At 53.2% G+C, this 14,131-nt stretch carries 11 protein-coding genes; all 11 read left to right on the top strand.

The features are described 5' to 3' along the window. Positions 1-41: 41 nt before the first annotated feature. The 11 genes from AC50Y5_RS17835 (at position 42) to AC50Y5_RS17785 (ending at position 13,932) form a co-directional block, all read left to right on the top strand. On the top strand, positions 42-701 hold the full coding sequence (locus AC50Y5_RS17835; protein WP_056033667.1) for a carboxymuconolactone decarboxylase family protein: 660 nt from the start codon (positions 42-44) through the stop codon (positions 699-701). Between the two features lie 68 nt (positions 702-769). Continuing rightward, positions 770-1,963: an amidohydrolase gene (locus AC50Y5_RS17830; RefSeq protein ID WP_494862540.1), complete on the top strand. Its 1,194-nt coding sequence runs from the start codon at positions 770-772 to the stop codon at positions 1,961-1,963. 28 nt (positions 1,964-1,991) lie between these two features. Beyond that, on the top strand, positions 1,992-3,599 hold the full coding sequence (locus AC50Y5_RS17825; protein WP_494862538.1) for an ABC transporter substrate-binding protein: 1,608 nt from the start codon (positions 1,992-1,994) through the stop codon (positions 3,597-3,599). A gap of 99 nt (positions 3,600-3,698) precedes the next feature. Beyond that, positions 3,699-4,646 carry an ABC transporter permease gene (locus AC50Y5_RS17820; protein WP_494862536.1) on the top strand — a complete coding sequence of 316 codons (948 nt, stop codon included), beginning with the start codon at positions 3,699-3,701 and terminating at the stop codon, positions 4,644-4,646. Positions 4,647-4,667: 21 nt separating this feature from the next. After that, on the top strand, positions 4,668-5,570 hold the full coding sequence (locus AC50Y5_RS17815) for an ABC transporter permease (protein ID WP_494862532.1): 903 nt from the start codon (positions 4,668-4,670) through the stop codon (positions 5,568-5,570). A gap of 47 nt (positions 5,571-5,617) precedes the next feature. Next, positions 5,618-6,721, top strand: coding sequence for an ABC transporter ATP-binding protein (locus AC50Y5_RS17810; RefSeq protein WP_494862530.1), 1,104 nt, complete (start codon positions 5,618-5,620; stop codon positions 6,719-6,721). Continuing rightward, entirely contained in the window at positions 6,705-7,694 is a 990-nt protein-coding gene (locus AC50Y5_RS17805) for an ABC transporter ATP-binding protein (RefSeq protein WP_056033682.1), read from the top strand. The genes AC50Y5_RS17810 and AC50Y5_RS17805 overlap by 17 nt, the downstream gene beginning before the upstream one ends. Positions 7,695-7,743: 49 nt before the next feature. Next, on the top strand, positions 7,744-9,114 hold the full coding sequence (locus tag AC50Y5_RS17800; protein WP_056033685.1) for an LLM class flavin-dependent oxidoreductase: 1,371 nt from the start codon (positions 7,744-7,746) through the stop codon (positions 9,112-9,114). A gap of 20 nt (positions 9,115-9,134) precedes the next feature. Next, a complete protein-coding gene (locus tag AC50Y5_RS17795; RefSeq protein WP_494862527.1) occupies positions 9,135-10,355 on the top strand; it encodes an acyl-CoA dehydrogenase family protein in 1,221 nt (406 codons plus the stop codon). Positions 10,356-10,561: 206 nt separating this feature from the next. Next, positions 10,562-12,307, top strand: coding sequence for a sensor histidine kinase (locus tag AC50Y5_RS17790; RefSeq protein WP_494862524.1), 1,746 nt, complete (start codon positions 10,562-10,564; stop codon positions 12,305-12,307). Further along, positions 12,304-13,932: a response regulator transcription factor gene (locus tag AC50Y5_RS17785; RefSeq protein ID WP_056033692.1), complete on the top strand. Its 1,629-nt coding sequence runs from the start codon at positions 12,304-12,306 to the stop codon at positions 13,930-13,932. Before AC50Y5_RS17790 ends, AC50Y5_RS17785 begins: the two co-directional genes overlap by 4 nt. The last annotated feature ends 199 nt before the right edge of the window (positions 13,933-14,131 follow it).

Raw genomic sequence — 14,131 nt, 5'->3', positions numbered from 1 at the left:
GATTACACATATTTAAAATGGAAAATGGAGGTTTTACCCTAATGTCGAACGAAAGCTTGTACACCAGACACGCCCCTAGCTTCTCATCCAAAATATTCAGCTATGCCCCTGATGCCTTTAAGGCGTTCGGCGAATTTAACAAGGAAGCACTTGCTGATGGCGTAATTTCAGTGAAAGTTAAAGAGTTTATAGCCGTTGCCGTTGCCCATGTTACAGGCTGCCCTTATTGTATTGAAGCCCATGTCGGCAAAGCGAAGGCGCTAAACGCATCGTTCGAGGAATTGTTCGAAGCGGCGGCTGTCGGTGCTGCGGTCAATGCTCATTCCGCCTTCTATCAGTCGGTCAATGCGCTTAATGCGTTCAACGACAGCAAGGAAACGGATTTGTACAGCAGAAGCAATATCGAGCTGGTCGAGCAGCTGGAGGACGTAAATGAGGGGCTGTACAATGCTTTCTTCGAATATTTGCATAAGTCGCTTAAGCCGCAGCATATCGAAGCGAAGGAAAAGCTGCTCATCGCAGTAGGCTCGGCCCATGTGACGGGAAGTGCTTACAGCATTGAGATTTTTACAAGGCAGGCGAAGGAAGCGGGAGCAACACTGGAGGAGCTGGCTGAGACGATTGTTGTGGCAACGGTGTTGAAGGCAGGCTCTGCGATGGCACACCGGGTGAATGCCCTGCAAGCCTACGAGCGGGAGTAGCAGCCGATTTCTAGCCATTAATAGCCTGATAATCGAATGAATATAAGAGGAAGAAGGGGGAAGCAAGCATGTCAGATGAAAATAAAGGCTGGAGCGGACAGCTCCCTGAGTGGGTTCATGAGCAGGTTGTCGCATGGCGAAGGCATTTGCATCAGCATCCGGAGCTGTCCTTTGAAGAGACGGAGACGGCGCAGTTTGTCGAAGATACGCTGCGCAGCTTTGGCGGGCTCATCATCAGCCGCCCAACGAAGACGAGTGTGCTGGCGAGGCTTGTCGGTGCTTATCCGGGCAAAACGCTGGCGCTGCGGGCGGATATGGATGCCCTGCCGATAGCGGAAGAAAACACGTTTGATTATGTTTCGCAAAATCCGGGCGTCATGCATGCCTGCGGGCATGATGGCCATACCGCTGTGCTGCTCGCGACAGCGCGTCTGCTGGTAGAGCAGAAGGAGCGGCTGCACGGCGAAATCCGGTTTATTTTTCAGCATGCAGAGGAGCTTCCTCCGGGGGGAGCGCGCGAGCTGGTCGAAGCTGGCGTACTGGACGGCGTGGATTGGATCGTTGGCGAGCATCTGGCCGCCCAATTGCCGGTTGGACAAATCGGCATCGTCTATGGTCAGATGTCGGCATCGCCGGATAATTTCACCATTACCGTTAATGGGGTTGGCGGCCATGCCGGCTTCCCTCATCGCTCGGTCGATACGATTGCGATTGGCGCCCAGATCGTGACGAATATTCAGCATATTGTGGCGCGTTATACCGATCCGTTGGAGCGGCTGGTCGTCTCCGTGACCCAATTCACGGCGGGAGCCTCCCATAATGTCATACCCGATAAGGTAACCCTGAAAGGAACGGTTCGGAGCTTCAGCGAGCAGGTGCGCAAGCAGGCGGAGGAGCAGCTGCAGCGCATTGTCGCAGGTATTGTTTCGGCACATAATGCGCAATTCGAGTTCCAGTATGTGTACGGCTATGATCCCGTGGTTAATGACGAAGCATTGACCCGAATCGTGGAGGAGGCGGCGATTGAAGTCGTCGGCAAGGAGCGTGTCGTTCACAACCCGCCGGGCATGGGCGGCGAAGATTTCTCCGCCTACCAGCGCAAGGTGCCTGGCACATTCATTAATATAGGCGCGGGCAACGTCGAGAAAGGCATCGTTTATCCGCATCACCATCCACGATTTGAGATTGATGAGGATGCGTTGGCAAACGGAGTGGCCTTATTCGTAAAAGCAGCAGAAAAGCTAGTGGATTGGCAGTCATAATGCACAATAACAGGGAGGCACTTTATTTATGAAGCAATATCAAAAGTTGGGAATAATCGGATTGCTCGGCGCATTGCTCATCGTTTTCGGCTGCTCCAGCAACAGCTCTGCACCTGCAAGCTCGAATGGAGCGGCTTCGCCAGCCGAGTCGGCAGCAGCTGGCACATCGGGAGGCGAGAAGCTGGCAACCGAACTGAAATATCCGCTCGCTCAAACGATTCCGACGCTGGACCCGCATCTGTCGCTTGGCGGAAGCAATTCCACGATAGCGGTCAATATTTACGAGGGACTATTCGCCTTTAATGCCAAGTATGAGCCTGTTCCAATGCTCGCCGAGTCCTATGAGCTGAGTGAAGATGGGAAAGTGTACACCTTTCACCTTCGTAAAGGCGTCAAGTTTCACAATGGCAAGGAGATGAAGGCAGAGGATGTAGCAGCCTCGCTCAATCGCTGGAAAAATACGGCGCCGCGCGCGAAAAGCTCTTTTTCCGATCGCGAGTTTGAGGTGAAGGATGACTATACGGTCGTGCTCAGCTCGGACGTGCCGAGAAATGATACATTGGCGCAGCTTAGCCATGTGCTTAATTTTGCAGCGATAATGCCGAAGGAGGTCGTGGATGCGGCTGGTCCGGATGGCGTAACCGAGTATATTGGAACCGGGCCGTTCAAGTTTGTGGAGTACAAAACCGACCAATACGTGCATCTGCAAAAATTTGCGGATTACCAGCCTGTCGATGCGCCAGCTGACGGTTTTTCCGGCAAGAAGGAAGCGCTCGTGAACGATTTGTATTTCACTTTGGCTACGGATAATGCGACGCGTTTCTCCTCTTTCCTCGCGAAGGACTTTAACAATGTCGATGTCAGTCTGGATAATTTGCCGCAGGTTGAAAATGACCCTGACGTGGAAATCATCAAAAACCTGTCCACTGATTTCAATTTGGTTTTCAATAAAAAAGGTCCGCTGTTCTCGCAGCTGAAATACCGCCAGGCTGTCGCATCGGTGCTCGATGTTGACCAAGTTCTGCTCGGCATCGTGTCCACACCGGAGCTGTACCGCTTGAACCCGAGCTACATGTACAAGGAAAATGCGAAATGGTACAGCGAGGCAGGCAGCGAAGCCTATAACCAGAAAAATCCGGACAAGGCGAAGCAGCTTCTCCAGGAAGCGGGCTACAATGGCGAGGAAGTTACCCTTCTGACGACCAAGGATACAGGCACCTTCTATAATGCAACGTTGATGGTGCAGGCACAGCTGGAGCAAATCGGCATCAAGACGAAAATCGACATTTCCGATTACGCCACGATGCTGACGAAGCGGGCTGACCCGAATGGCTGGGATATTTATGTCGGTCCATTCCTCGTGCCTTCAACGCCTTCACAGCTGCTTTATTTGAACCCGACCTATGGCTTTGCTGATGATGCCAAGCTTGCGGAGCTGCTTGAAGCTTCTACCTCGGCTATTAGCGACGATGCGATAAAAGCGGCGAATGATGCGCTGCAAGCCTATGAGTGGGAGTATTTGGCGGCGATTAAAATCGGCGATATTTACAACTACAATGCGGTTCGCAAAAATCTCGTCGGCTTGACGTACCTCAGCAACATTCCGAATTTGGCAAATACGAAGCTGGTTGAATAATAGCATTGCACAGCACTATACAGCATTGGAGCGGGCCTAAAGCAGGCATACAGCAGCTGCACGCCGTGCGGAATTTTACTTTGGAGGGAGGTAAACGGTTTGACCGCTTTTATAGTAAAACGGGTGCTATCGTTGATCCCTATTCTTTTCTTTATGTCGGTTATTGTCTTTCTGATCATTTACCTCATTCCGGGTGATCCCGCACGCGTCATGCTGGGTGATGGAGCAGACGAAGCGACGATTCAGCAGCTGCGTGCCAATATGGGGCTTGATCAGCCGCTTATTATGCAATATGGCCAGTGGATCGGATCGGCGCTGCGCGGGGATTTAGGCGATTCTTATTTTTTGAAAAAATCGGTGTCTGCCGTCATAGGCGAACATCTTCAGCCTACCCTGTCGCTCGCGCTGCTTGCCGAGCTGATTGCGATTGCCATTGCGCTGCCCTTCGGCATATGGGCGGCAGTCAATCGCGGGGGCTGGGCGGATAAAGCATTGACCGCCTATACGCTGCTCGGCATAACGATTCCCGGCTTCCTGCTCAGCATGTTTCTGGTGCTTCTGTTTGCCGTGCAGCTGAAATGGCTGCCGGTATCCGGCTATGCGCCGATCAATGATGGACTTTGGAATTTCTTAAAATTTTTAATTTTACCCGGCATTTCAGTTGGCGTCGTCATGTCGTCGGTTATTGCCCGAATCGTTCGCTCCTCCTTTCTGGAGGTGATGAACCAAGGGTATGTGAAGACGGCGCGCTCAAAGGGGCTGCGTGAGCGGAGCATCGTATACAAGCATATTTTGCGCAATGCGCTCATTCCCATTTTGACGGTCATTGGCGGGACGTTCGGTACGCTGCTCGCTGGCGCGGCGGTTGTAGAGAGCATTTTTAACATTCCGGGACTGGGGCAGCTTCTGGTCCATTCGGTATCGCGCCGGGACTATACCGTCATTCAAGGCTTGGTGCTGTTCATCGCGTTCACCTATGTGCTAGTGAATTTGGTCGTTGACCTGCTTTATGCGGTCGTCGATCCCCGGATTCGGTTGAATAAATAACAGAAAGGAGGCTGGGCGCGGATGGAAAAAACACAGCCCTCGCTGCATCTGGCAAAGCGCAAGCGCACGATAGGCAATCGAAGGCGCGGACTGCTCAAGAGGCTGCTGGCAAGCAAAACAGCGTCGGCGGGCAGCGTGCTGATGATAGTGGTCGCCTTCATTTCTTTTTTTGCGCCATGGATTTCGGTTTATGGCCCGCTGGACGTCGATATCATGAATCGCTTGTCACCACCGGGCGCGCAGCACTGGTTTGGCACGGATAATTTGGGCCGGGACATTTTCAGCAGAGTGATGCATGGCACGCAAATATCGGCGCAGGTTGGCTTTGCCGTCGCTTTGTCGGTCGCCGTTCTAGGTCTTGTTATCGGTTTGTATGCAAGCATGTACAAGTGGCTGGATCAATTGCTGATGAGGACGATGGATGCTTTGTTTGCTTTCCCGGCGATTTTGCTGGCGATTGCCATTATGGCCGCGCTCGGGCCAAGCGTTTCCAATCTGATTATTTGCCTGATTATCGTGTTCATTCCTTCGGTAGCCCGAATCGTCCGTTCAGCCGCGCTCGTCGCGAAGGAGCAAACCTATGTGGAAGCGATGCACGCCTTAGGCGCGTCACAGACGAGGATTTTGTGGCAGCATATTATGCCCAGCACGATTTCGCCGCTTATTGTGCAGAGCTCCTTTATTTTTGCCGAGGCGATTATTGTGGAAGCTGCACTTAGCTTTCTGGGGGCAGGCATTCCGGCTCCGATGGCAAGTCTCGGCAATTTGCTGGCCGATGGAAAAATGTATATATACAACTCCTGGTGGATGACGCTGTTTCCCGGCTTTGCGCTCATTATTTCGGTACTGGCGATGAATTTGTTTGGGGATGGAATCAGGGACTTGCTCGATCCTCATGTTAGACAGGGTAAAGGGAAAAAATAGGGCATCGCAGCCGGCGGGTTGGAGTCCGACTAAGGAGGGTGGAAGAAATGCCGGAGGAGCTTTTACTTGAGGTTAAAGCTTTACGAACTTATTTTCATACAGCACGCGGGAAGCTGGCCGCAGTCGATGGCGTTTCCTTTGATGTTAGGCGTGGGGAAATCGTCGGCGTTGTCGGAGAATCCGGATGCGGCAAAAGCGTCACTGCCCAGTCCGTGCTGCGGCTGCTCGATGAGAAGCATGACGTGAGCTATGAAGGGGAAATCCGATTTGCAGGCAGCAATCTGCTTGAGCTGAAGCAGCGGCAAATGCGGGAAATTCGGGGCAATGAAATTGCGATGATCTTCCAAGACCCGCTTAGCTCGCTCAATCCGGTATACACCATTGGCGAGCAAATTATCGAGGCTATAGTGCTGCATCAGAAAATCAGACGCAAGGAGGCGGTTCGCAAAGCGATCGAGCTGCTAAAGCTGACGGGCATTCCTTCGCCGGAGCAGCGGGTGTGGGAGTATCCCCACCAGCTTTCTGGAGGCATGCGCCAGCGCGTCATGATTGCGATTGCACTGGCCTGCGAGCCGCAGCTGCTTATTGCCGACGAGCCGACGACAGCGCTGGATGTGACGATTCAAGCGCAAATTATGGAGCTGATAACAGAGCTGAATCGCAAGCTGGCAATGAGTGTTCTGCTCATCACCCATGATCTGGGTGTCGTCGCGGAAACATGCCAGCGCGTCGTTGTCATGTATTTGGGGCAGGTCGTTGAAATGGCTGATGTCGCCACCTTATTCGCCCGTCCGCTGCATCCGTATACGATTGGTCTGATGGGGGCCATACCGCGAATGGATGGAGACAGAACGCAGGATTTGCAAGTGATTGAAGGCAGTGTGCCTTCGCTATCGAATGTACCGACGGGCTGCCGCTTTGCGCCGCGCTGCGCCTATGCAGACGACCAGTGCCGCAAGCATGTGCCGGAATTAACGCGCGATGCTGCCAGTGGAACGATGGTGCGCTGCTGGCATGCCGGTACTTTGGCTGAAGCGTTCGAAGCAACTGAAGCAGCTAGAGCAGTCGTAGCAGCTGAAACAGCTGAGTCAGCCGAAGCATCCGAAAGAGTCGAAGCGAAAGGAGGCGTGCAGCATGCCATCTATCCATGAACAGGAAGGCGGGCCCATGCCGCTGCTGGAAGTGAAAGGCTTATCCAAGCATTATAGTACGAAGCGTCCGGCATCCTTTCGCAAAAGTCTCGTTAAAGCCGTTGATGATGTTTCCTTTCACATTTATGAAGGAGAAACCTACGGGCTGGTCGGGGAATCGGGCTGCGGCAAAAGCACGCTCGGCAAGGCGCTGCTGCGTCTCGTTGAGCCTACTGCCGGAGAAGCGCTGTACCAGGGCGAGGATTTAAACCGCATGCCGAGCCGCCAGCTTCGGGCCAGCCGCCGGCAGCTCCAGATGGTTTTTCAGGACCCGTATTCCTCGCTGAATCCCCGCAAGACCATCGGCAGAACGCTGGAAGAGCCGCTCATCATTCACGGAATAGGCAGCCCGCAGGAACGAACGGAGCTTGCGCTGCGGATGCTGGAGACGGTGGGCTTGCAGGAGGAGCATTATGACCGGCTGCCGCATGAGCTGTCCGGCGGCCAGCGCCAGCGGATTGGACTCGCCCGGGCTCTTATTCTTGAGCCGCGGCTCGTCATCTGCGATGAGCCCGTTTCGGCGCTGGACGTCATCATTCAATCGCAAATCATTAACCTGATGCGCAAGCTGCAGCGGGAATTAAAGCTGACGTATTTATTTATCGCCCACGATATTGGCGTCATCCGCCATATATCTGATCGCATTGGCGTCATGTATTTAGGCAAAATGGTCGAGGAGGCCAGAACGGACGACCTGTTCGCCCAGCCGCTGCATCCTTACACGCAGGTGCTGCTGTCCGCTGTGCCGATTCCCGACCCTGCAATAAAGAAGGAGCGGATGATTTTGCAGGGCGACATTCCATCTCCGCTGGAGACGGTCAGCGGCTGTGCTTTTCATCCGCGCTGCCCGTATGCGGTTGAGACCTGCCGGAAGCAGGTGCCGCTCAAACGGGAGGTTGCGCCGGGCCATTTTGCAGCGTGCCATCTTGCGTAAGGCCACTTGCACACAAGCTAAGCTATTGAGGGATAGGAGAGAGTAGACGATGAAGAAAAAAATTCATTTGGGCGTATTTGAGGTGAATGCCGTCAATCATTTGACCCAAGGCATCTGGACGCATCCCGAGCAAAATCGCATTCATTATAACAGCATTGATTATTGGATCGACATCGCCCGGACTTTGGAGCGGGGCAAGTTTGATTTTATGTTTTTCGCTGACAGCTACGGCTATCCGAAGGAGAGGACCGAGCTTGCGTTCCGCGAGGCATCGGGTGCAGTAGGCAATGACCCGATGCTGCTCATTCCAGCGCTTGCGCAGGCGACTGAGCACCTCGCTTTTACGATGACGACCTCGACGACGTATGAGGCTCCTTATGCGAATGCGCGCAGATTTTCAACGCTGGATCATATTACGAAGGGGAGAATCGGCTGGAACGTCGTGACGACGAGCAGCAAATCGGCCGCCGATTTGTTCGGCAGAAGCGAGTTTCTGCCGCATGATGAGCGTTACGATATGGCTGATGAATATATGGATGTCAGCTATAAGTATTGGGAGGGCAGCTGGCAGGACGATGCGCTGCTCGTTGATCGCGAGAAGCGGATATTTGCTGATCCGCAGAAGGTTCATAAGGTGAAGCATGAAGGGAAATATTTCAAGTCGGAGGGGTACCATGCTTCGACGCCTTCCCCGCAGCGGACGCCGGTTATTTTTCAGGCGGGCAGCTCCGGAAGGGGACGCGCTTTCGCCGCGAGGCACGCGGAGGGCATCTTCCTCAAGGCGCCGACGACGGAGGTGCTTCGGGACCAGATCGCTGATATTCGCAGGCGGGCCGCAGAATATGGACGCGATCCGGCAGCAGTGAAAGTGTTCACCGGGCTGTCGGTTGTAGTGGCAAAGACGCGCGAGGAGGCGCAGCGCAAATTCGACGAGTATATGCAGCATCAGAGCGCAGAAGCGACGTTATCCAGCTACGCTGGTGTGACGGGAATCGACCTGACGCAGCTTGATCCGAACGCCTATTTTGAAAATATTCATACCGAAATGGGCCAAACGCATACCGACCGTTTTACGAAGCACAGCAAGACGAAGAAGACGGTGCAGGAGGTCATGGACGATTTTGTGCAAAAGGGCTTCCGCGGACTGACCGTTGTCGGTACGCCAGAAGACGTTGCCGATCAAATCGAACGCTGGACGGAGGAAACGGACGTGGACGGCTTTAATCTGGAGCCGTATGTGCTGCCAGGCTCCTATGTCGATTTTGTCGACCTGGTCATCCCGGAGCTGCAAAAACGCGGGCTGTTCAAAACCGATTACGAAGCAGGCACGCTCCGCGAGCGGTTGTTCGGCAAGGGTGAGGCGCGACTGCCGGAGCATCATCCAGGCGCTTCGTTCCGCACGCCGGCCGCCCTTGTCTAATCGAAGGAAAGTAGGAGACGATGATGTTTAACGACGAGGTGCTCCTCCAGCTTGTGGAGCAGACCGAATACACGCAGCGCCAAGCGGAGCTTCTCGCCCAGCTTCGCCGAATAGGCAAGCAAAGCATTGGGCCCGCCGCCAAGCAGGTGGATAACGAAGGCGCGTATCCTTATTCCTCGCTCGCTGCGCTTAAGAGCGAAGGCTTGCAAAATCTGTCTGTTCCTGAGGCGTTCGGCGGCTTCGGCGCTGGCTACAAGGGAGATGCTGTGCTGCTCGTATTGGCGCTGATGGAGCTGGCTTCCTGGTGCTCGTCCACCTCGCAAGTATTTGCCTTGCACAATACGGGGGTACAGCTGGTGCATGCGATGGGGGATGCGGGGCAGCAGCGATTTTTTTTCGAGGAAGTCCAGCGCGGCCACCTATTTGGGAGTTTTGGGAGTGAGGCAGGGGCGAATCGTTTCGTACTGGCTAATACGCTTCGTAAAGTAGAGGGCGGCTACCGGCTGAATGGAAAAAAGATTTTTGCAACCGGCTCGCCCGGCGCAAAATGGGCGTTCTGGCGCTCGGTGTCCGAGGATGCGCCGGGCAATCAGGATGAACGGTATATGATGCCTATAGCGGAGCTTAATGGAGCGGGCATTACGATCCATGATGATTGGGACGGCATCGGGCAGCGCGGCACCGGAAGCGGCACCGTCATTGCGGAGGACGCTTTTATTCCAGAAGCGCATGTAATGGGAGGGCCAGGCGCTTATGCCGCCCATGCTCCTTTTTTTGCAGCACAGTTTCATATTCATTTTGCGGCCCAATATGTCGGGATTGCGATTGGCGCTTTTCGGGAGGCTGTTGACTATTTGAAGGAGAAAGCAAGGCCTTGGTCAGAGGCCAAGACGGCAGCTGAGGACCCGATTGCGCAGCTCCGTGTAGGCGAAATGGCGGCCAAGCTGGCCTCCGCACAGCAGCTGGTAGTTCGCGGCGCACGTCTGCTGCAAGCAGTCAATGAACGGCAAGGAGAGCCGGAACTGCACAGGGCTGTTCAAGCAGCGGCGTCCCATGCCAAAATCATCGCGACTGACACCGCGCTCGACGTAACGAATGCGATTTTTCAAATTATGGGTGCCCGCTCAGCGACTAGAAGCTGCAATTTCGACCGCTATTACCGCAACGCCAGAACGCTCACGCTGCATGACCCGGTAGACAAGCAGCGCGAGGCGGCGGGAAGGCATGAGCTGGGACTATAGCTTGGAGATACAATCAATCGCAATGAAGCACGAACAAGCATAAACAAGGAAGCACTCCGAATGTCCCATTTGGAAGGTCTTCCTTATTTGTGTTCAGCTAGTGTTTAGCTAGGCCTGAAGAAGCAAGCAGGAATAATGATATTATTGAAAACGCTTGCAAAAAATACTATACTTTGAACAAGCGGCAGAAGAGAGAGGGGTAAAGCATGAAAATCAGACATCCGTTTTTTTATCGCACGCTCCGCTTTAAGCTCTTGTTCGGTTTCCTGCTGCTTGTCATTCCGATTGTATCCTTCATGATCTACAACAACCTGTATGCGATTAATGTCGTACGGAATCAGGTCGCCCAGTCCAATAAAAATCTGATCAGCCTCTATATGGGCCAAATTGACCGCAATTTGGAGGATGTGGAGAAATATTTGTTTAATATAGCGGCGATGGAGACTGGTCTGCTCGTACTGGAGCAGCCGCGGGAGCAAAATCCCGACGGCTATGCGTTCGAGAAAATCCAGCTGAGAAACCAATTGAGGAATGAATTGCCCAATTATAAGTCGATGGATATGTTCTTCATTTATTCGCCGGAGAATGATGATTTGATGAGCGTGTTTGGCGTTGCGCCGGAATATGCCACCGGAACCGTGATGGAGCAGAACATTGTAGAAATGATCAAGCTTGCCAAGAAGCCGCTGCAGAAGGACTGGTTCGTCCAGCATATGGCGGACGGTGATTATTTAGCTTATGTCATTCAATACGGCGACATTTATATAGGCGCGATGGGCAATGTAGATCAGCTAATGGTGCCGCTGCATTTAATTGATTTGGGTGAAAAGGGCCGGGCCTTTCTGACGGATGACCGTATGAAGCCCATTATTGATACGCCGCTGGATGGCGGCATCTCGATTGAACCTAGCGGCAGCGGGAACGAAGGCTATCAGCTTACGGGAAGCGATGACCAATTTATCGCAGTCGGCGAGCGCTCCTCACGAGGCCGCTTTGGGCTGGTCGCCCTCATTCCCGACAGCGTTGTGCTGGAGAAGCTTCCCTTTTTGCGCAGCATCGTCTCTCTCATCTCCTTTGGGGCCATTATCATTTTGCCGATTATTTTGCTGCTGCTGCGCAAGCTGGTGCTTGTTCCAGTCAATCGTATTATTATGGCGATGCGCCGCATCGAAGACGGCAATCTCGATGTGCGGATCACGAAACCGTCCTCCACATTTGAATTTGAGGTGATGAACGAATCGTTCAACCGCATGATTACGCAAATTAAGGAGCTCAAGGTTAATGTGCTGGAGGAGCAGCTGAATAACAAAAAAGCACAGCTTAAGCATTTACAGCTGCAAATCAATCCTCATTTTTTTCTTAACTCGCTTAACATTGTTTATAATTTGGCCCAAGTGAAGGATTATCACCTTATTCAGGAAATGACGCATTGCCTGGTCCAATATTTCCGGTTTATGTTCCGCAGCAATCTGTCGTTCGTGTCTCTATCTGATGAGCTTGCCCATACGATGAATTATTTACGCATTCAGGAAATGCGCTTTCCGGGCGATTTGACCTTCGCTTTCCATACGGATGACAGTCTTGGCAGGGTGCCTATCCCGCCGCTAGTCATTCAATCGTTTGTGGAAAATACAATTAAGCATGCGGTAAATACGGATACGCAGGTTCACATTGCCGTTACTGCCAAAGCGCACAATGAAGATACGCTTTATGTCCGCATCGAGGATACGGGGGAAGGCTTCCCGCCGCAGGTGCTGGCACTTCTCCAGCGAGATATGGAGCTGAGCAATGAAGAAGGCGATCATATCGGCATTCAAAATGTGAAGCAGCGGCTGGGACTGCTTTATCAAGATGCTGCACGCATGGCACTAAGCGGCAGCTCAGGTCAAGGGGCGATCGTAGAGCTGTGGCTGCCGATGCAACCAGAAGAGACAGGGGGACGACGAGGATGAGACAGCTGTTAATTGTCGATGATGAGCGGCATGCGGTGCGGGGCATTAAGGCAGGCGTCGAATGGGAGGAGCTTGGCATATCGGTTGTGCATGAAGCTTACAATATCCGAACGGCTAAGGAAATTATGAGCGACAGCAAAATCGATGTGCTTATTTGCGATATTGAAATGCCGCAGGGCAACGGCTTCGAGCTGCTCGATTGGGTGAAAATCCATTACCCGCAGACAGAGGCTATGTTTCTTACTTGCCATGCTGATTTCTCCTATGCGCAAAAAGCAATTCAGCTAGGCAGCTGCGATTATATGCTCAAGCCCGTCCGCTACCCCGAGCTGGCCAGCACGGTCAAGCGCGCGCTGGACAAGCTGGCGAAAGCCGATCTTGATCGCGAGAAGCTGCAATTTGCAGACATGTACGAGCATTATTACCGGCTATGGGAATCTTATCAGCCGATGTTTATGGAGCGCTTCTGGCAGGATTTGCTGAGCCGCTCGATCCCTTCGACGAAGGACGGCATACGAGAGGCGCTGGCGAAGCATAACATTGCTTATGAGGAGCTGCCGCTCTATAAGCCGGTGCTCATTAGCGTCCAGCGCTGGCACAAGGAGCTGACGCTGCGCGAGGAGAAGATCATGGAATATGCGCTGCGCAATTCCTTTGAGGAAATGATACTCGCGAGGTCCGGACTCGGGCGAATTGTTCAGGTGCGCAGCGGGGCGCTGCTCGCGCTGCTGCCTATTCGCCAGGAGGGGGAAGGCGAGCAGCTGCATGAGCAGATCGATTCCTATATCGAGGCGTGCAATCGTTATTTTTTCTGCGACTTGTGCTGCTATATGGGAAGCTCAGTACCAGTAGAGGAAATATGCGAGATGTACGAGCAGCTTGTTGAGATGGAGTCGCGCAATGTAACGCGCACGAACGAAAGGCTTAGCCCCGTCAATTGCGACGTCAGCACGGATGTTGCCCCGCTTCCTGTGATGAGCGGCTGGGCGGAAATGCTCAAGCTTGGTTGCGGGAAGGAAATGCTGGAGGAAATCGCTCAATACTTGGACGGCGTTAAGCAGTCGGGGCAGGCGGATGCCAGGTGGCTGCGCAGCTTTTATGAGGATTTTCTGCAAATGGTGCATCAGGTGCTGCATGCCAAGGGACTGCGGGCGCATCAGGTATTTTCCGCGATGGTATTGATGAAGCGGGTAGATGCCGTAACCCGGTCTATTACTGATTTGTCGGAGTGGGTAGCTGTGCTTATCCATGAGGTCAGCGGCAATCTGAATAGCGTAGACGAGACGCAGACCGTCGTCGACAAGGTCAAGCATTACATCGCCAAGCATATGAGCGATGATCTATCGCGTGAGGATATTGCCAGCCATGTATGCCTGCATCCGGATTATTTGGCCCGCCTGTTCAAGAAGGATACAGGGCTGACGATTTCCGAATATTTGCTGCAGGAGCGGGTAGCGCTCGCCAAGCAAATGCTGGCGAAGACGGAGCTGGCGATAACAAGCATTGCCTATGAGCTGGGCTACGGCAACTATTCGCATTTTTCGAAAATGTTCAAAAAAGCGACCTCGGTCGGGCCGCAGGAATATCGCAAGCTCCAGCAAAGTGGGCAGGCCAAGGGAAGCTGAATTTTCCCCTTCTCCTCTTACGAATCTAAAATAACCCTTCAGTTCCACGGGTAGCGAGGCGCCTGGCAAGCAGTAAGCCATCGTCCATCCGCTGTGGAATGGAGGGTTTTGTGCGTTTACCAAAAAGCATCCGGGCGAGCGCGAATTAGTATTGCTTTTTTTCCAGTATTCAACTATAAATAGATCAGACTTAGGGCGG

The organism is Paenibacillus sp. JT22N7, from assembly GCF_059383875.1.
The sequence above is the reverse complement of the archived record's forward strand: the minus strand, read 5'-3'. Positions and strand labels throughout refer to the sequence as shown.

What these genes read in the sequence shown, in the direction of transcription:
- AC50Y5_RS17810 (WP_494862530.1), top strand. Translation starts at nt 5,618, where the DNA reads ATGCCGGAGGAGCTTTTACTTGAGGTTAAAGCTTTACGAACTTATTTT.
- AC50Y5_RS17790 (WP_494862524.1), top strand. Translation starts at nt 10,562, where the DNA reads ATGAAAATCAGACATCCGTTTTTTTATCGCACGCTCCGCTTTAAGCTC.
- AC50Y5_RS17825 (WP_494862538.1), top strand. Translation starts at nt 1,992, where the DNA reads ATGAAGCAATATCAAAAGTTGGGAATAATCGGATTGCTCGGCGCATTG.
- AC50Y5_RS17815 (WP_494862532.1), top strand. Translation starts at nt 4,668, where the DNA reads ATGGAAAAAACACAGCCCTCGCTGCATCTGGCAAAGCGCAAGCGCACG.
- AC50Y5_RS17795 (WP_494862527.1), top strand. Translation starts at nt 9,135, where the DNA reads ATGATGTTTAACGACGAGGTGCTCCTCCAGCTTGTGGAGCAGACCGAA.
- AC50Y5_RS17800 (WP_056033685.1), top strand. Translation starts at nt 7,744, where the DNA reads ATGAAGAAAAAAATTCATTTGGGCGTATTTGAGGTGAATGCCGTCAAT.
- AC50Y5_RS17835 (WP_056033667.1), top strand. Translation starts at nt 42, where the DNA reads ATGTCGAACGAAAGCTTGTACACCAGACACGCCCCTAGCTTCTCATCC.
- AC50Y5_RS17830 (WP_494862540.1), top strand. Translation starts at nt 770, where the DNA reads ATGTCAGATGAAAATAAAGGCTGGAGCGGACAGCTCCCTGAGTGGGTT.
- AC50Y5_RS17805 (WP_056033682.1), top strand. Translation starts at nt 6,705, where the DNA reads ATGCCATCTATCCATGAACAGGAAGGCGGGCCCATGCCGCTGCTGGAA.
- AC50Y5_RS17785 (WP_056033692.1), top strand. Translation starts at nt 12,304, where the DNA reads ATGAGACAGCTGTTAATTGTCGATGATGAGCGGCATGCGGTGCGGGGC.